This window comes from Lysobacter sp. A289, from assembly GCF_054072675.1.
The window spans coordinates 185945-203943 of record NZ_JBSVRN010000001.1 but is presented as its reverse complement, the minus strand read 5'-3'; the positions used below and the strand labels follow the sequence as shown (position 1 = coordinate 203943).

The following is a 17999-nucleotide window of genomic DNA, read 5'->3' as shown; positions in this document are numbered from 1 at the left end:
TGGATCAACGCTACTGGACCATGAAGCTCACCTTCATGTCCGCTCGCCACTCGGTGATGTTGCCGTCTGCATCGGTAACCACCTTGATCTCCTTGATCCAGGCACCCTGCAGACCCTTTACCGAGGTGGCAGCCTTGTGCAGGCCGACCTGGATCGCGTCTTCCAGGCCCTTCTTCGACGAGGCATTGAGTTCAATGATTTTCGCAACTGCCATGATGATCTCCAGGATAATCTGCGCGTCGCGATATGCGACCCGGCGCACTGAACCTAGCCGGGACCGTGTTAAAGACACGCAAACGGTCCGGTAGCGCCGCCATCGGGCGCTTGCAACCTCTACAATCGCCGCATGAATCCTGCTGCAAATTTAATCCTGGTCGGCCCGATGGGTGCCGGCAAGTCCTGCATCGGCGAGCGCCTGGCGACCCATTTCCGGCTGCCACTGGTCGACAACGACCAGCAAGTCGAACAACGCGCAGGTGCCAGTGTCGATGCGATCTTCCGATCCGAAGGCGAGCCCGGCTTCCGCAGTCGCGAGCGCACGACGCTGGCGGAGGTATTGAATGGCGACGGCATCGTGCTGGCCACCGGCGGCGGCACGGTACTGGACAGCGGCAATCGCCAACTGTTGCGTGAGCGGGGCTTCGTGGTGCATTTGCACGTCAGCGTCGCCCAGCAACTGGCCCGCCTGGCCGACGACAAGGCCCGCCCATTGCTGCAACGTGATGACCGCGACGTCGCGTTGCACCAGCTCGCCCTGCTGCGCACACCGCTGTACGCGCAGGTCGCGGATCTGCGCTTCGACACCGGCAGCTTGTCGATCGAGCAGGCGACCACCGCGCTGGTGGAACAGCTGGATCAACACTGGCGACGCACCGCCACTTCATGAGTGCCATCCGCACCGTCGAGGTAGACGCGGCCGCGCCCTACACCATCAGCATCGGCCCGGGCTTGCTGGCCGACGGTGCCTGCATCGCCGCCGCGATCCGCGGACGCCACGCACTGCTGGCAAGCGATGCCAACGTCGCGCCGCTGTATGCCGATGGCGTGGAGGACAGCCTGCGCGTGGCGCTGCCGGGCCTGACCTGCGCGCGGTTTGTGATTCCCGCCGGCGAACACGAAAAGACCATGGCCCGGTTCACCGAGGCACTGGACGCGTTGGCGGCCATGGGCGCGACCCGGGATGCCGTCGTGCTTGCACTGGGAGGTGGCGTCATCGGCGACCTGGCCGGGTTCGCCGCTGCCTGCTGGATGCGGGGCATCGACGTGATCCAGTTGCCCACCACGTTGCTGGCGATGGTCGACTCCTCGGTAGGCGGAAAAACCGCTGTCGACCTGCCCTCGGGCAAGAATCTGGTCGGCGCATTCCATTCACCCCGCGCCGTGATCGCCGACACTAGGGCATTGCGCAGCCTGCCCGACCGGGAATTGCGCGCCGGGCTGGCCGAAGTGGTCAAGTACGGCGCGATCGCCTCGTCCCTGGATCCCGACGATGCCGGCTTCCTGGTCTGGCTGGAAAGCCATGTCGATGCCCTGCTGGCCCGGGACGATGCGGTATTGACCGAAACCATCGCCCGCTGCTGCGCGCTCAAGGCCGCGGTGGTCGCGCGCGACCCGTTCGAGCGTGGCCAGCGCGCGCTGCTTAACTTCGGCCATACCTTTGGCCATGCCATCGAGACCCAGCAGGGCTATGCCGGCACGACCGCCGACGGCCTCAATCATGGCGAAGCGGTTGCGGTCGGCATGGTGCTGGCAACGCGCCTATCGGCCTGGCTGGGGCTGGCGCCGACGGCCGATGCCGAGCGTCTGTGCGCCCTGCTGCATCGTTTTGGCCTGCCGACCGGGCTGCCCACCGGGCTCGACCCCGCCGCACTGCTGGCGCGCATGCGGCTGGACAAGAAGGCCAACGCCGACGGTATCCGCTTCGTGCTGTGGGACGGCATCGGCCATGGCCGGCTGGTCGCCGGGGTGGACGACCCTGCGGTACTGGCGGTGCTCGCCGACGCCACGCGCATGCCCGCTGGCCGGTGACGCCAGCTTCCGATAGCCACGCTCGGGAACCCCGTACAATCAAGCCATGCGCCTGCTACTGCAACAACTTCCCGACCACAGCGAAGCGCCCCGCTTCGTCCAGCTGATGCTCCAGCCCGACCTGCTGGGTGGCTGGACACTGGTGCGCGAGTCTGGCCTGATCGGCGGTCGCAGTCAGGTGCGTCGCGAGCAATTCCTGGACCACGACAGCGCGATTGCCGCCCTGGAACAGGCGCGCGACCAACAGCTCAAGCGCGGCTTCCAGCTGATGTTCAGCCAAGGCGCCAACGCACCGCGATAGATCGATGGCGACGCCCGTGCGCCGAAGAACCACATCCACTTAACAGGAGTCCCGCCTTGTCCGACCAGGCCTTGTCCACCCCGCCCCGCAACGACCGTTTCCTGCGTGCCCTGCGCCGCGAGCCCGTGGATTGCACGCCGGTCTGGCTGATGCGTCAGGCCGGGCGTTACCTGCCCGAGTATCGCGCCACCCGGGCCGCCGCTGGCAGCTTCCTGGCGCTGGCGAAGAATCCGGAGCTGGCTTGCGAGGTCACCTTGCAGCCGTTGCGGCGGTTCCCGCTGGACGCGGCGATCCTGTTCTCCGACATCCTGACCATCCCCGATGCCATGGGATTGGGGCTGTATTTCGTCGATGGCGAAGGTCCGAAATTCGAGCGTCCGGTGCGCACCGCCGCCGACATCGCCAAGCTCGGTGTGCCCGATATGGCGACCGACCTGCGCTACGTGATGGACGCGGTCAGCACCATCCGCCGCGAGCTGGACAACGCCGTACCGCTGATCGGCTTCTCCGGCAGTCCGTGGACGCTGGCCTGCTACATGGTCGAAGGCAGCGGCAGCAAGGACTTCGCGCGTGTGAAGGCGTTGGCGATGAACGACCCCGCCGCGATGCACCGGTTGCTGGACGTGACCACCGACGCGGTGATTGCCTACCTCTCGGCGCAGCGGGCGGCCGGCGCACAGGCGCTGCAGTTGTTCGACACCTGGGGCGGCGTGCTGTCGCCGTCGATGTACCGCGAGTTCTCGCTGCGCTACATGCAGCGCATCGCCGCTGAACTTCCGCGCGGCGAAGGTGCCGAACGCACCCCACTGATCCTGTTCGGCAAGGGCAATGGCGCCTATGTCGGCGAGCTGGCCGATACCGGCGCCGAGGGTATCGGCGTGGACTGGACGATCGACCTGGCCGATGCGGCCCGGCGAACCGGTGGCAAGGTCGCGTTGCAGGGCAACCTGGACCCGGTCACTTTGTATGCCGAGCCGGACACCATCCGCACCCACGTCGGCCGTGCGCTCGACAGCTACCGCGATGGCAACGACGGCTCCCGCGAAGGCCACGTATTCAACCTCGGCCACGGGATGTCGCCCGACATGAAACCCGAGCACGTGGCGGTCATGGTGGATGCGGTGCACCAGCTCAGCGCACGCTGATCAGGGAAGGCCTGGACAACCGGGCTCAACGCGCCCCTTCGGTCTGGAACAATTCACGCAGGATCATCCCGGTAACCGGCTTGCGCACAAAGCGATCGAAGCCGGCCGCCAGCGCCTGCGACTCCGCATCCACGTCGCCTTGCGCGGTGATGGCGATCAGCGGCCGGTCGAACCCCTGGGCGCGAAGTTGGCGTGCCAGCGACAACCCGCCCAGGCCAGGCAGATCCAGATCCAGCAACGCCGCATCGAAACGGGTGACGCTCGTCGCCACCAACGCTGCCAGGCCATGGCTGGCGTGAACGACCTGATGGCCCTGGGTACGCAGCAAGCCGGTAATGACCTGCGCGATGGTGGGGTCATCCTCCACCAGCAACACCATCAGGTCGCAACCGGCTGACACAGGCGCCAGCGCGACCACTTCGGTCGCCACGGGGATGCCGGTTTCGCGCAGCGGCAGTCGCACGTCGAAACGCGCGCCTTCGCCCAGCACGCTGTGGGCGGTGATCACGCCTCCCATCGCGATCGCCAGCTCCTGGCAGATGGCCAAGCCCAGTCCACTGCCCCCGTAACGGGCGGCAGTGCGAGCGCCATCGGCCTGTTCGAAGCGCTGGAACAACCGTGACAACTGCTCCTCGTCGAGGCCCGGACCGGTGTCGACGACGTGAAACTCGACGCCACCATCATGGCCGGAAACGCCAAACCGGATCGTGCCCGATTCGGTGAACTTGATCGCGTTACCCAGCAGGTTAAGCAGGATCTGCCGCACCCGCACCGGATCACCGCGGACACCAACCGGCGCGCTGTCATCACAGCAGTCGACAAACTCCAGCCCATCGGCCCGAGCCAGCGGCGCGGTCATGTCAACGACCTCTTTGAACAGCATATGCAGGTCAAACGGCTCGTCACCCAGATGGAGTTTCCCCGCCTCGATCCTGGCCAGGTCCAGGGCGTCGTTGACCAGTCGCAGGAGATGTTCGCCGGCCCCATGGATTGATTGGGTATAGCTGCGTTGTTGCGGATCCAGCGCGGTGCCCAGCAACAACTCGCTCATCCCCAACACGCCGGTCATCGGGGTACGCACCTCGTGTCCCAAGGTGGCCAGGAATCGCGTCTTGGCCAGCGACGCCTGGTGCGTGACCTCACGCTCGTGCTCCGCGCGTTGCCAGTCGTGGCGTCGCTTCAGTCGCGCTCGATACTGGTCCGCGACCGACCACAGCAACAACACCAGCAAGCCGGCAAACCCGGCCAGCGCCCACGACGTGCGCCACCACGGTGGCTGCACCTGGAAGGCCAGTACCTGCTCCACGGCGGCATTGCCGGCAGCATCCACCGCGCGCGCTCGCAAGCGGTAACTACCCGCCGGCAATCCCGCCAGTACCCGCTCACCCTGGGAACCATGCTGGATCCAGTCAGTGTCATAGCCCTCCAGCCGCGTGTAATAGCGGTTTGCTGCGGGGTTGTCATAGGCCAGCAGCCGCAACTGCACCCGCAACTCCCGCTCGTGTGGTGACAGCACCAGTGGCTGACTGTCATCCAGCGCCACCCAGCGTCCGTCACGACGTACCTCCAACTGGCTCCAGCGCAGCGCTGGCCGGGCGGGCGGCGGATCGGGAGCAAGCGTGTCGACAAGGACCACACCACCATCGGCAAGCGCCGATGCCAGCACCCCTGCATCGGTCAACACCAGGGTGCGGTCGACGAATTCCTGGCTGCCCAGGCCATCTGCAACACCGAAACTGCGTGTATGGCCGGTGTCCGGATCCCAGCGGAACAGGCCGCGCAAGCTCGACATCCAGACCCGGCCACGCGGGTCAATGCGCAACCCGGCCGCCTCGACGGCGGGAATGCCCTGTTTCGGGCCGACCGTGGCAACACGGCGCCAGCGGTCGCCTTCGCGCCGGTACTGTTCCAGGCCGGACAAACGTTGCAACCACAGTGAGTTGTCACCATCAAACTGGAACGCAAATACCGTGGTGTCGCCATCAATGCCGGCCACCGGTTCCAGTTTCCCGCTAGCCGGGTTCCAGCGTTGCAGTCCGCGGCCACCGGCAATCCATAGCTGCCCTTGCGTATCGAAGCCCAGCGCCTGGGTATCCCCCACCCCGAGCCCTTGTTCCGGGCCTGCCAGTACCGTCACCAAAACCCGGCCGGACGCCGGGTCGCGTTGCTGCAGCCCGGCGCCGGCAAACGACATCCACAAGCTGCCATCGGGTGCGAACGCGAGCAGGTCCAGCGGGCCACCCAGCGTCGCATCATCAGCGGCGTGGCGGCTCCAGTGACGCACCTCGCCATCGGTGTCGATGCGCACCAGCCCGCGGGTCTGCCCCACCCACAGCCGGCCGGCAGGATCCTCCAGAACCGACATCGCCCGCGCGCCCTCCAACTGCGTCTGTATCGCTTCGCCGACCGGCACTACATGGCCTTGCGGGTCCAGCCGCTCCAGCTCGGCGCGCTCACCGGCCAGCCAGATTCCACCGTCGCGTGCCGTGGCGACCCCCGGATACAGTTCCGCGGTGAGTCCGTCGGGCTCGCGGTTGAACTGGGCAATCCGGCGCCAGTCCGACGGCAGGTAACCCAGGCCGACACCCGGCACCGGAAACCACATCGCGCCATCGGCCTGCTTGATCATTTGATAGATCGGCGATACCGGGCCCTTCGCGCCGATCGGCACCGGCACCGGCACGCCGCCGACCGGAACCCGCCACAACTGCCGATGGCTGCCCAGCCACAACTCGCCGCCCGGATCAGCGAGCACGCTGAACACCGCATTGGGATACTCGAACATGGCCGACCACGCCGGCTGCTTCCAGTTGCCATCGCCGGAAAGTCGGAACGTGCCGCTACCGGCACCAATCCACAGGCCGCTGCCAACCGGCGTCACCGAGAAAATCATTGGCGCGTGATCGGTACCCGGGAGCGCAACCCGCTGGAAATCGGTTCCCGTCCAGCGCGCGAGCCCCTTGGTCGTGCCCACCCACAACCGGTCTATCGCGTCCACTGCCAACGACAACACGATGCCTGACGGCAAGCTGCGCGGGTCGCCCTCGCCGTGCTGATAACGGGTGATCTTGCCGTCGGCAGCGAGGCGATGCAGCCCACCGCCAAAACCGCCGAACCACAGCGCATCGTGGTGACTGGCAATCGCCCAGATGTCATCACTGCCCATGCGTGGGTGAGTGGTTGTGCGGTAATGATGGAAGCCGGCGTGACCGGGCTCCAGGACGCTCAGTCCACTGCCTTCCGGCGCGACCCAGATGCGCCCCTGCGGATCAACATGGACCGCCGTGAGATAGTTCACCGGCAATGATTTCGGGTCACCCGGGACGTGCCGCCAGACCCGCATTCCGACCCCGTCGTAGCGCGCCAACCCGTCGGTGGTGGCCAGCCACAGATAGCCATCGGCATCCAGCGCCAGGTCGTTGATATTGCTGGAAGGCAGTCCGTCGGCAACGTCGACATGACGCAAGTTGGGCGTTTCCGGGACTGCGGCCGTCGCTGCCATGCTGGCCAACAGCACGGATAGCGCCAACACCATCACCGCGATCATTGCGCGCATTGATCCTTCCTTGGTGGTCATTGCGTTCCAGCCTTCCCCTCGGGCCGGCCCAGAGTGGTTGATTGCACACCGGCAGGCAAGTGGGCGGGGATCAACGAGCATTACTGCACTGGATCGGCGTAGGCGCCATCGTCGGCAAAGCCGGTCGGTACCGCCTAGAATCCAATGGATGCCGACTCCCTCCGCGCCGTTGCCCTGTTCCGCGTCGAAGCTCGCTCGCTGCCGCGGGGTCGTGTTGCTGGCAGTACTGGCGTTGCCCTGCGCGGCAGCCGGTGCCGCCGAGGCCGATGCGTGGTCGCTGGATCCGGTGCATACCCGGGTGATGTTTGCCGTTTCCCACGCGGGTTTTTCCAAGGCACTGGGAACGGTATCGGGCAGCGATGGGGTGTTGTTGTTCGACCCTGACGACTGGAGCAGCGCGCAACTGCAGGTAACCGTACCGCTGGCGCAATTGGAGCTTGGCGACGCCGACTGGAACGAGGCGGTGCTGGCCTCCGGACTGCTCGATGCCAGGACTTACCCAAGCGCGTATTTCCGCTCAACCACGGTCACCGGTCATGACGCCACGCACGCTCGGGTTTGTGGTGAGCTGACGTTGCACGCGGTGACCAGGCCGCTGTGCCTGGACGTCGTCCTCAATGCCATCAAGCGCCACCCGATGCCTCCGTTCCGGCGCACCGTGGGCTTCTCCGCGACCACCACCCTGAGCCGTAGCGACTTCGGCATCGACGCATGGCCGTCGATGATCGGCGATGAAGTAAGTTTACGAATCGAAGCCGAAGCGATCCACGCGCGTCGCTCGACAGCCGCCGAGCTGTTGCAACCACCACCAACAGCAACCACCCCCGAGGCACCGATGCCCATACTGCCCACCATCCCCCCGGTCACCGAGCTGGGCGAGCCGACCCGGATCCACGTCGAGTTGCAGCCATGAGCCTCAAAAATCCCGTGGACCGCTGGGGCGCCGTCAGCCAATGGCTGCACTGGGTCATCGTGGCCTTGTTGCTGTGCCTGGCGGTGATCGGCCTTTCATTGGACAGCCTGCCCAAATCCCCGAAGTATTTCTGGGTCTACGACCTGCACAAATCCACCGGCCTGACCGTGCTCGCCTTGACGGTGTTGCGACTGGCCTGGCGCGTGTACGCGGGAGCCCCGGACCGGCTGCCGGGCCTGCCGAGCTGGCAATCGCGCATTGCCTCGATCACCCACGGCCTGCTGTACGCGTTGATCTTCGCGATGCCGCTGTCGGGCTGGTTATACGACTCCGCCAGTGGCTTGCGTCCGTTGCACTGGTACACCCTGTTCGAAGTGCCCAAGCTCACCGGCCCCAACCCGGCACTGCGCGAGTTGGCCCACGGTGCCCACGAATGGCTGTTCTGGGTATTGGTGGCATTGGTCGTCCTGCACGCGGGCGCGGCCTTTTATCATCATTTCTTCGAAGGCGATGCGACCTTGCGACGCATGCTGCCCAAACCACGCACGACCGACCCGGAGTCCCCAGATGACACTTGATTGCCACTACCGATGCCGCCCGGGCGCCCGGCTTGCCAACCGCAGGCTCGGCGTCGGTGTGATCAGCTTCGGCTTGCTCGCCGCCGCGCTGGCGCTGGTCAGTGCACCGGTGCTGGCCGCCAACTACGTGCAGGCACCCGGCTCGACCCTGACCTTCGCGTCAGGATTCGAGGGCGAGATTTTCAGCGGTCACTTCCAGCAATTCACCACCACGCTGCGCTTCGACCCACAGCAACTGGAAGACGCTGAGCTGGACGTGGTGATTCCGCTAGCCAGCGCGACCACCGCCAACCCCGAGCGCGACGAGACCTTGCAGGGCAGCCAGTTCTTCAACGCCGCGGCATTCCCACAGGCCCGTTACCACGCCAGCCAGTTCCGTCACCTTGGCGGCAACCGTTATGCCGCGGATGGCGAGCTGACCCTGCGTCAGGTTACTCACCCGGTCACGCTGGAGTTCACCTGGACCGAAGGCACCAACCCGGTATTGACGGGCAAGGCGGGCATCCAGCGCCTGGCATTTGGCGTTGGCGGCGGCGACTGGGCCGACGTGTCGATGATTCCCAACGCGGTCGCGGTAAGCACCCGCGTCAACCTGCAGCCCGCCCCCTGAGTCAGGGTCGGCGCAGGAACCCGGCCAGCCGAGCCTCATCAAACGGCCAGTCCAGCTCCAGGCATCGCGCCTCGTCGCGCAACACCGGCACGCGCGCGCCATAGCGGGCTTCCAGCGCCTCGTCGCCATCGATGAACACGCTTTCGAAATCCGGCGTACCCGCGCCGGCCAGCACCGCCAACGCCAAGTCGCACAGGTGGCAATCATCGCGCTGGAACAAGGTGAGCACTGGGATCAAGGCATGAACCACGGCAGTGGAGGGCGGGAGACGGATGACGCTGCGGGCTATGATAGGCCGCACCGCGCGACCCGCCCATTTTTCTGGATACTCCATGTCCGTCAGCTGTTTCGACCTGTTCAAGATCGGCATCGGGCCGAGCTCCTCCCATACCGTTGGGCCGATGCGAGCGGCCGCCCGCTTCATCGAGCGCTGGATCGTCGACAACGGCGATCTTGATCGCACCGCGCGCGTGCGGGCCGAGGTGTTCGGCTCCCTGGCGATGACCGGCCGCGGCCACGGCACCGACAAGGCACTGATGATGGGGCTGGAAGGCCATTGGCCAAACCAGATCGACCCGGACATCATTCCCGGCACGCTGGAACGGATCCGCAGCGAGAAGCGCCTGCGCCTGTCCGGCCGCCACGAGATCGGCTTCGATGAGAAGCACGACCTGATCATGAACAAGCGGCAGAAGCTGCCGTTCCACACCAACGGCATGCGCTTCACCGCCTTTGATGCGGACGGTGAGGTCATCGCCACGCGCGATTACTACTCGGTCGGGGGCGGTTTCGTGGTCAACCAGGACGAGGCGGCCGAGGACCGTATCGTCGCCGACACCAGCGCCGTGCCCTACCCGTTTTCGTCCGGCGACGAGCTGCTGGCGCGGGCGGAAGAAACCGGCCTGACCATCGCCCAGATGATGTACGCCAACGAGCAGGTCTGGCGCACCCCGGCCGAAATCGACGCCGGGCTGGACGAGTTGTGGGCGGCGATGCAGTCCTGCGTCGAGCGCGGCATCCGCTCACCCGGCACCCTGCCCGGCGGCCTGCGCGTGGGTCGCCGCGCACCGCGGCTGCATGCCGACCTGACCGAGCGTCCGCCGTCCGACCACGACGATCCGCTGACCATGCTCGACTGGGTCAACCTGTTCGCGCTGGCGGTCAACGAGGAAAACGCCGCTGGCGGCCGCGTGGTCACCGCCCCGACCAATGGCGCAGCCGGCATCATCCCGGCGGTGCTGCATTACTACGAGCGTTTCATTCCCGGCGCCAACATCGAAGGCGTGCGCACCTTCCTGCTGACCGCCGCTGCGGTGGGCATTTTGTACAAGGAAAACGCCAGCATCTCCGGTGCCGAAGTCGGCTGCCAGGGCGAAGTCGGTGTGGCCTGCTCGATGGCCGCCGCCGGTTTGACCGCGGCGCTGGGCGGCAGCCCGAGCCGGATCGAGAACGCTGCCGAGATCGGCATGGAGCATAACCTCGGCCTGACATGCGACCCGATTGGCGGGCTGGTGCAGATCCCCTGCATCGAGCGCAACGCGATGGGCTCGGTGAAGGCGATCAACGCCTCGCGCCTGGCTATGCGCGGCGACGGCCAGCACAAGGTCAGCCTGGACAAGGTCATCAAGACCATGCGCGACACCGGCCGCGACATGCAGGACAAATACAAGGAGACCTCGCGTGGAGGGCTCGCGGTGAACGTCATCGAGTGTTGAGGCACGCCTCCCGCCATCGGCCCGTCATTTACGGGTCGGAAAGCAAGAGCAACTGCTCAGCAAGGTGTTGATCGCGCAATCCGAAGGGCGTCATCAAGCAAGCCCGCGGCGGTGACGTGGGCACCTGCTCCGGGGCCCTGGATCACCAGCGGCTGCTCGCGATAGCGATCCGACCAGATGGCGAGCTTGTTGTCGGTTCCTGCACCTGCGACAAGCGGGTGGTCTTGCGGCAGGGATTCCAAGCCGACACGGGCCTTGCCCCGGCCTTTGCCGAAACTGTCCAGGCGCGCGATGAAGCGCAAGGCCTCGCCGCGCTTGCGGGCCGCCGCAAAACCGTCGCGCAATGGCGCATCCAGCGCCGGCAATGCCGCATCGACACCCGCGCGGGCCACACCCTCCAGCGCTTCGGGCACCAGCGATGCAACCTCGACTTCGCGGGCCTCCAACTCAACCCCGGCCGCGCGGGCAAGGATCAGGATCTTGCGCCGCACGTCTTCGCCCGACAGATCCTCGCGCGGGTCGGGCTCGGTGTAACCGGCATCACGTGCCTGGCGGACGAAACCCGAGAACGGGCGCAACCCGTCGTAGTGGTTAAACAGCCATGCCAACGATCCCGACAACACCCCGGCAATGGCATGGATACGGTCGCCGCCGGCCTGCAGTTCGCGGATCGTGCGCAGCAATGGCAGGCCGGCACCAACCGTCGCGCTGTCGCCATACTGCGTGCCGCCGTGCTCGGCCGCGTGGCGGATCTCGCGCCAACGGGTCAACGACGTGCCCTGCCCCAGCTTGCACGCGGTGACGACATGGATGCCTTGTGCGAGCCAGGTCGCATGGTGCCCGGCCACTTCGTCGCTGGCCGTCGCATCGATGACGATGCGATTTCCGCTCCCATGCAGCGCCCGTGGCAACCGATCCAGATCCACCGATCCGCGATCGGCGGCAGTCATCGCGCTTACGTCGCTTACGCCAGAACCACTGGCAAAGCACGTCCGCGCATCGGCCGGGCACAAACTCTCACTCTGCAGGGCAATGCGCGAATTGCCAGCGTGCGCCAGCGCCAATGCATCGCCAAATCGCGTACCCGTCCAGTCTGCCATCCGGGCCAACACCGCCTGGCCGACATTGCCGGTACCCAGCAATGCGACCCGCGCGATCGGCAAGCGGCTATTGCCAGCCGCAAGGGGGCTACTGGCCGCGTGCGCGATGCCGGCACGCTCGGCGATCAGGGCATTCATTTCGCCACGCGTTTGTTGTCGACCCGCGTCGCGTGCACGCGCTCCAGCGCGGCGGTGATGTCGGCGACCAGGTCATCGACATGCTCGATGCCGACCGACAACCGCAGCAGCCCGTCACCGATGCCCGCTTGCGTCCGCGCTTCGGCCGACATTGCCGCATGGGTCATTGTCGCCGCGTGCGCCACCAAGCTTTCCACACCGCCCAATGACTCGGCCAGGGTGAAGTACTCCAGCCCCTTCAGGAACGCGCGTACCGCTGCTTCTGCACCCAGTTCGCCATGCTCCAGCTCGACACTCAGCATCGCGCCGAATCCGCTTTGCTGGCGAGCAGCGACGGCATGACCCGGATGGCTCTCCAACCCCGGGTAATGCACCACGCGCACGGCTGGATGCGCATCCAGCAACTCGACCAGGGCGAGGGTATTTTCCTGATGCACGCGCAGGCGCGCATCCAGCGTGCGCAGACCCCGCAAGGTCAGGAAACTGTCGAACGGTGAACCGGTGATCCCCAGGCAATTGGCCCACCACGCCAACGCCTGGTGCACCTCGGCGTCTTTGGCGATCACCGCCCCGCCCACCACGTCGCTGTGGCCGTTGATGTACTTGGTGGTCGAATGCACCACCACGTCGGCGCCAAACGAGATGGGCTGCTGCAACGCGGGTGACAGGAAGGTGTTGTCGACCACCACCCGCGCGCCCGCCGCATGCGAGGCCTCGATCACGAAGCGCAGGTCGGTGATGCGCAGCAACGGGTTGGATGGCGTTTCGATCCATACCAATGCCGGGCTTTGCGCCAATGCCTCGCTGAGCGCGCGCGGATCGGTCAGGTCGACCGTGATCAACTGGAACGCGCCCTTGGTTGCCAGCGCATCAAACAACCGCCAGCTGCCGCCATAGGCATCGTGCGGTACCACCAGCCGGTCGCCGGGCTTGAGCAATGCGTTCAGCACCAGGGTGATCGCGGCCATGCCGGTCGCGGTGATCACACCGCCGGCGCCACCCTCCAGCTCGGCCAGTGCCTCGCCGAGCAGGTCGCGGGTCGGATTTCCGCTGCGGGTGTAGTCGTAAGTGCGCTTGTCGTTGAAGCCGGCAAAACTGAAGTTGGACGACAGCACCAGCGGTGGCGTCACCGCACCAAACGCGGGGTCACGGTCGATGCCGGCACGCACCGCGGTGGTGACACGATGACCGCCACGGCAGTCCAGCGAATGCAGGCTCATGCCGATGCCCGCGCGTCGGCTTCAATGGATGCCTGGGCATCGGCGACATCCAGCAACGCCTCGCGCAGGATGCGGTCGATCGCTTCGGGTTCCTTGAGGAAGGCATCGTGGCCGTACAGCGACCGCAATACCTGCAGGCGGGTCTCGCCGCGCAGGCGCTCGACCAGCTCATAGGCGTCAGCCACCGGGACCAGCCGGTCCTCGGCCACCGCGACCACGGTCACCGGCACCCGCACCGTTTCCGGTGACAGCGCCTGCAGGTCGATCGACTCGGACAAACGCACGAACGCGGTCGCGGCGGTGCGGCTGGCGTAGCGGTTTCCGCAGTGCTCCAGATAGTCCTCGGCCGCGACCCGCACTTGGCCATTGACCACCTTGGCGGCGCCAAAACGGCCGTCGAACTCATCCGGCGTGCGGTAACTCAGGATCGCCAACTGACGCGCCAGCGCCAGTCCGTGGGTGTCGTCGCATTGCAGCGCACCCAGCGTGACCGCACGTCGCTGCAACGCGCGCCACGCGCTGGCATAGGGGTGGGAACGATGGCAGCCGCTGATCGCCACCAACCGGTGCAGGCGGTCCGGGTACAAGGCAGCGAACTGCAGGCCGACCATGGCACCGTAGGAGCAGCCGATGAAGGCGGCCAGCCGCTCCACGCCCAAGCCATCCAGTAGCGCCGCAACCGCATCGGCCTGGTCGGCCGGGTCGATCGGTGCGTCCAGCGCACCGTCACTGCCGACCCAGTCGAGGGACAAAATGGCGTGATGCCCGGGATTCAGCGCACGGTCTGGCCCGCACTGCGCGTCCCACCAGCCGGCGTCACCGAAGGTCGCACTGGCCGCGACGTGGCGGTCGGCGGAAATGCCGCCGGCCACCAGCACCACCGGCAACCCGGGATCGCCGATCCACTCATAGCGCACCACCAGCGCGCGCCGGCCGGAATGGCGCAAATCAAGCTCGACCTGGATCTCGCCACGTCGGGCATGGCCAGCCGCAGCGGTATCGGTTGAGACGGTCAGGGGCGACGGGGTGTCCGCCAGGGCGGCATCGTCGTCGCAGTCGGAAAGAGACGGGGTGGCAAACGGGGCAAGTTGCAGGCTCATGGCGGCTTCCGGAGTGGCGGGAGCCATCGAGCAGGATGGCCGGCACACCCCGAGGGCGAGCCGGACAACCATCTTTCGGTGACCGGCCAGAGGACCGGGTACCGCAGGAATTGGCACCTTCGCGCCGCTTGCGCTGCGCTGGGTTGCCCCGGCTTCAAAGGGCCTGTCCCTCTGCCGGTCTCGATGGATGCGAAAGAGTCTGCCAGCGTACTTTCAAAGTGTCAATCGCTTTATCCGGATCAAGCGATTGATAAAATTCTCCGGTCACGGAAATCTCGGCGCTGCCGACAAACCACTACACTGCCGCCCCATCGCCACCCGCCCGACGAAGATACCGCCGCATGATCTGTCGCCTGCTTGCCATCGCCTGCATCGCGCTCCTGCTCAGCGCATGCGCCACGGCCTCCCTCCCGGCAACCGGGCTTCACACCGTCGCAGAGCGCTACGTCTCCGAGCCGTATGCGAAAGCCGAGCTGGACTCGCTGGCGACCTGGCGCGCACACGACGGCAAGACCTGGTTGATCGCCAGCGCCAAATCGACCCACGAGCTGATGGTGTTCGATGTCGACAGCGGCACCTTGATGCGCACCATCGGCGGCAAGGGCAAGAACACTGGACAATTCAACCGGCCCAACGGCGTCGCCGTGCATGGCGACCGCCTGTTTGTCGTGGAACGCGATAACCACCGGCTGCAGGTGTTCGACCTGCCCGGGCTGCAGCCCGTCGCAAGTTTCGGCGAGGACGTGCTGCGCAGTCCCTACGGCCTTTGGATCAACGGCACCGCACCGGGCGAACTGGATATCTACGTCACCGACAGTTTCATGTACGGCGAGCATTACGACATCGTGCCGCCGCTGCCCGAGCTCGACCAGCGCGTACGCCGCTTCCGCGCGCAGACCGATGCAATCGGTGAATTGCAGATCAATTACCTCGGGTCGTTTGGTGAGACCCGGGGGCCCGGGGCGCTGCAGGTGGTCGAGTCGATTGCCGGCGACGCCGCCCACGACCGCCTGCTGATTGCCGACGAGCATCACTCCGGCAACCAAAGTCGCCGCATGTCCACCTTGCGCGAGTACACCCTCGACGGCCGCTACACCGGCGTCAGCCTGCCGTCGGGCACGTTTGCTGCCGACGCCGAGGGCATTGCCTTGTGGCCGTGCCGCAATGGCGCCGGTTACTGGGTTGCGGTCGACCAACACGACCCATTGACGAGCTTCCACGTGTTCGAACGCAACAGCCTGCGTCCGGTGGGCAGCTTCCAGGGCCAGGTGACCTCCGGTACCGACGGCATTGCCTTGCACGCCGCCAGCACGCCGGCATTTCCTGATGGCGTGCTGGCCGCCGTGCACGACGACCGGGCGATAGCCGCATTCGACCTTGCGGACATCGCCAGCACCCTCGGCCTTTCCGCGGATTGCACGGGCACCCGATGAAGCGCTCCCGGCGACTGGTACCGGGCTTGGCGATCGCGTTGATGAGCATCGTGCCGCTCGCCCTCGCCGGCACCCTGTACCGCTGGACCGATGCCAACGGTGTCAACCATTACGGCGACCGCCAGCTCCGGGACACCCCTCCCAAAATGCAGAGCGGCAGGATTCCGGCCTTCGTCGAGCCCGCGGCGATCGCCCGGCTGCGGATCGAGGCACGCGGCAGCGAGTACTACGTCTGGGCCGACAACCAGCTGAGCGGTCCGATCGAGGTGATGCTGCATTACCGGCACCACCGCAACACCACCAGCGATCCCGCACTACCGGCGCGAGCGACGGTTCCCACCGGCGGCAGCACCGTAGTGTCGGTACTGCGAGCAACAAATCCGGGCCAGCGGGTGGATTTCGACCTGCGCATGGACAGCCTGCCGGGCAACCCGAGCGCGGCACCTGGCGATACCACCTACCTGCTGCCGGTGGCGCGCGACACCCCGGAAATCGACCAGGGCTATGGCGGAACCTTCAGCCACGACGACCCGGAAAATCGCTATGCGGTCGACTTCGCTGTACCGGTCGGGACACCGGTACTGGCGGCACGTGGCGGCGTGGTGATGCAACTGGAAGAGGGCTTCGAACGCACCAGCCTGGACCGGGATGCCTACGCCGGTCGCGCCAATTTCATCCGGCTGCTGCACGACGACGGCGCGATGAGCCTGTACGCCCACCTGCAGGTCGATGGCGTGCTGGTCCACACCGGCCAACGCGTCACCGCCGGCCAGCAAATCGGCCTGTCGGGAAACACCGGCTTCACCACCGGCCCCCACCTGCACTTCGCCGTGCAGGTGAACCGGGGCATGCGGCTGGTCTCACTGCCATTTCGGATGGAGGGCGTCGAGATTGAACCATCGCGTCCCGCCGCTGCATTGAGCAGCGACGTCTCCGGATGGTGACCGCGATGCCGGCTCAGGCCGCTTCCGCCTGGCCCAACTCTTCGGACATCACCCGCCACTTGGGAAGTTTGTCGAGCATGCCGACCGCGTGCAGGTAGCTTTCGTCCACCGGCGTGTCGCGCACCAGCGCGGCGGCGACATGCACCGCGCCGGTGACCCAGAAACCGGTGGAACGCATGCGGCGTGGCCGGGATTGATGGGCCACGGCCTCCACGATGGGCATCGGCAGCCCCCACAGGCCAAGCAGGTATGCGCCGGCCTCGGCGTAACCCGGACTGGCCGCACTGATGTCCGCATCGCCGTCAGGCTCGGATGCAAGTTCCGGGTCGGTCTCGCCACCAATGCCGGGTAACAGCAGGCCCACCTCGGCAAGCAGCCCGGCGGTGGCCGCCAACTCGGCGCTGGGGCCGGCCAGCAGTTTCCGGGCCAGGCGCGACGTGGCCAGCGCGCGCCATTGCATCGCCTCCCGGTCAACACTGGTGGTCTCCTCGTCGGATCCACCAAAGGCTTCACTTACCAGAACCAGTTGTCCCAGCATGCCCATTCCCAGGCGGGTCACCGCCGAGCGGATATCGGTAATCTCCCGTCCGGCGGAGAAAAATGCGGAGTTGCACAGTCGCAGCACCTTGGCCGCCAGCGCCGGGTCCTGTGAAAGCACGTAGGCGATCTCGGCCATGCTCACATCCGGATCGCCCATCAGCTGCACCAGTTCGATATACATCCGCGGCGCCGGCGGCAACGACTCGACCTGCCCGACACTTCGTTTGAGCTCTTCGTTGTCCAGCAACTCCCGCAGATCGATGAAACCCTCGACCGCATCGATCAGCTCACCGCCGTCCAGTGGTTTGTGCAGTACGCGGTGCGCGCCAGCCAGGGCGTGCATGGCCTCGCCACCCTGCCCACGCTCCAGCAGCAGGATCCGCACCGCATCGGGGTGCTTGGCCCGCAGCTCGGTCAGCACGTGGGAGCCATGCAAGCCCAGGTCCGTGACCAGTACGTCGACCGGCCGGCCCAGGGTAATGACGGCGGCAGCGTCAGCGACGCACTCAACCTGCCAATCCAGTCCGAAATCGGCAAGCACCAACTTCAGCTCATCGGCCTGTCCTGCATCCTCACCGGCAATAACTATGAACACTGATAATTCTCCATAGACGTGGCGAACGAAACGCCCGCCCAACCGGTGTAGCGGCCAGTGTC

At 66.2% G+C, this 17999-nt stretch carries 17 protein-coding genes and 1 riboswitch; of the genes, 10 read left to right on the top strand and 7 right to left on the bottom strand.

All coding sequences use genetic code 11. The annotated features are described in order from the left end of the window. Positions 1–10 precede the first annotated feature (10 nt). Positions 11–214: a dodecin family protein gene (locus ACW5DN_RS00950; RefSeq protein WP_456960894.1), complete on the bottom strand. Its 204-nt coding sequence runs from the start codon at positions 212–214 to the stop codon at positions 11–13. A gap of 132 nt (positions 215–346) precedes the next feature. On the opposite strand from ACW5DN_RS00950, the gene ACW5DN_RS00945 reads away from it, so the two are divergent. The 4 genes from ACW5DN_RS00945 (at position 347) to hemE (ending at position 3474) form a co-directional block, all read left to right on the top strand. Beyond that, complete coding sequence (locus tag ACW5DN_RS00945; protein ID WP_456960893.1) at positions 347–886, top strand: shikimate kinase; 540 nt, start codon at positions 347–349, stop codon at positions 884–886. Further along, positions 883–2028, top strand: coding sequence for a 3-dehydroquinate synthase (aroB, locus tag ACW5DN_RS00940; protein WP_456960892.1), 1146 nt, complete (start codon positions 883–885; stop codon positions 2026–2028). The genes ACW5DN_RS00945 and aroB overlap by 4 nt, the downstream gene beginning before the upstream one ends. A 46-nt stretch (positions 2029–2074) precedes the next feature. Further along, positions 2075–2329, top strand: a complete 255-nt coding sequence (locus tag ACW5DN_RS00935; protein WP_456960891.1) for a WGR domain-containing protein — start codon at positions 2075–2077, stop codon at positions 2327–2329. Positions 2330–2400: 71 nt separating this feature from the next. Continuing rightward, complete coding sequence (hemE, locus tag ACW5DN_RS00930) at positions 2401–3474, top strand: uroporphyrinogen decarboxylase (RefSeq protein WP_456962920.1); 1074 nt, start codon at positions 2401–2403, stop codon at positions 3472–3474. A 25-nt stretch (positions 3475–3499) separates the two neighbouring features. Here hemE and ACW5DN_RS00925 read toward each other — a convergent pair whose 3' ends face one another. Beyond that, positions 3500–7030 (bottom strand): hybrid sensor histidine kinase/response regulator, encoded by a 3531-nt coding sequence (locus tag ACW5DN_RS00925; RefSeq protein WP_456960890.1) that lies wholly within the window; start codon positions 7028–7030, stop codon positions 3500–3502. Positions 7031–7199: 169 nt separating this feature from the next. Here ACW5DN_RS00925 and ACW5DN_RS00920 point away from each other — a divergent pair, with 169 nt between their 5' ends. From ACW5DN_RS00920 to ACW5DN_RS00910, 3 genes are read left to right on the top strand one after another with little or no spacing between them, the layout of a single operon-like run. Continuing rightward, positions 7200–7964: a YceI family protein gene (locus ACW5DN_RS00920; protein WP_456960889.1), complete on the top strand. Its 765-nt coding sequence runs from the start codon at positions 7200–7202 to the stop codon at positions 7962–7964. Then, entirely contained in the window at positions 7961–8542 is a 582-nt protein-coding gene (locus ACW5DN_RS00915) for a cytochrome b (protein WP_456960888.1), read from the top strand. The genes ACW5DN_RS00920 and ACW5DN_RS00915 overlap by 4 nt, the downstream gene beginning before the upstream one ends. Next, a complete protein-coding gene (locus ACW5DN_RS00910) occupies positions 8532–9152 on the top strand; it encodes a YceI family protein (RefSeq protein ID WP_456960887.1) in 621 nt (206 codons plus the stop codon). Before ACW5DN_RS00915 ends, ACW5DN_RS00910 begins: the two co-directional genes overlap by 11 nt. Before the next feature lies 1 nt (position 9153). Here the strand turns inward: ACW5DN_RS00910 and ACW5DN_RS00905 are convergent, their stop codons facing one another. Beyond that, complete coding sequence (locus tag ACW5DN_RS00905) at positions 9154–9381, bottom strand: glutaredoxin family protein (protein WP_456962919.1); 228 nt, start codon at positions 9379–9381, stop codon at positions 9154–9156. Positions 9382–9484: 103 nt separating this feature from the next. Here ACW5DN_RS00905 and ACW5DN_RS00900 point away from each other — a divergent pair, with 103 nt between their 5' ends. Further along, the gene (locus ACW5DN_RS00900; protein WP_456960886.1) at positions 9485–10867 is read left to right on the top strand and encodes an L-serine ammonia-lyase; all 1383 of its coding nucleotides are present in this window, start codon (positions 9485–9487) and stop codon (positions 10865–10867) included. Between the two features lie 56 nt (positions 10868–10923). On the opposite strand, the gene ACW5DN_RS00895 is transcribed toward ACW5DN_RS00900, so the two are convergent. The 3 genes from ACW5DN_RS00895 to metX are packed head-to-tail and all read right to left on the bottom strand — an operon-like array spanning position 10924 to position 14425. Further along, positions 10924–12105 (bottom strand): homoserine dehydrogenase, encoded by a 1182-nt coding sequence (locus ACW5DN_RS00895; RefSeq protein WP_456960885.1) that lies wholly within the window; start codon positions 12103–12105, stop codon positions 10924–10926. Continuing rightward, complete coding sequence (gene metB / locus ACW5DN_RS00890) at positions 12102–13325, bottom strand: cystathionine gamma-synthase (RefSeq protein WP_456960884.1); 1224 nt, start codon at positions 13323–13325, stop codon at positions 12102–12104. The genes ACW5DN_RS00895 and metB overlap by 4 nt, the downstream gene beginning before the upstream one ends. Next, complete coding sequence (metX, locus tag ACW5DN_RS00885; protein ID WP_456960883.1) at positions 13322–14425, bottom strand: homoserine O-succinyltransferase MetX; 1104 nt, start codon at positions 14423–14425, stop codon at positions 13322–13324. The genes metB and metX overlap by 4 nt, the downstream gene beginning before the upstream one ends. A 65-nt stretch (positions 14426–14490) precedes the next feature. Continuing rightward, positions 14491–14615, bottom strand: a riboswitch (SAM riboswitch). A 151-nt stretch (positions 14616–14766) separates the two neighbouring features. On the opposite strand from metX, the gene ACW5DN_RS00880 reads away from it, so the two are divergent. Together ACW5DN_RS00880 and ACW5DN_RS00875 are read left to right on the top strand one after the other, a co-directional pair. Continuing rightward, positions 14767–15858, top strand: a complete 1092-nt coding sequence (locus tag ACW5DN_RS00880; RefSeq protein ID WP_456960882.1) for a phytase — start codon at positions 14767–14769, stop codon at positions 15856–15858. Next, the gene (locus ACW5DN_RS00875) at positions 15855–16802 is read left to right on the top strand and encodes a peptidoglycan DD-metalloendopeptidase family protein (RefSeq protein ID WP_456960881.1); all 948 of its coding nucleotides are present in this window, start codon (positions 15855–15857) and stop codon (positions 16800–16802) included. The genes ACW5DN_RS00880 and ACW5DN_RS00875 overlap by 4 nt, the downstream gene beginning before the upstream one ends. Before the next feature lie 13 nt (positions 16803–16815). On the opposite strand, the gene ACW5DN_RS00870 is transcribed toward ACW5DN_RS00875, so the two are convergent. Then, positions 16816–17937: an HDOD domain-containing protein gene (locus ACW5DN_RS00870; RefSeq protein ID WP_456960880.1), complete on the bottom strand. Its 1122-nt coding sequence runs from the start codon at positions 17935–17937 to the stop codon at positions 16816–16818. Between the last annotated feature and the right edge of the window lie 62 nt (positions 17938–17999).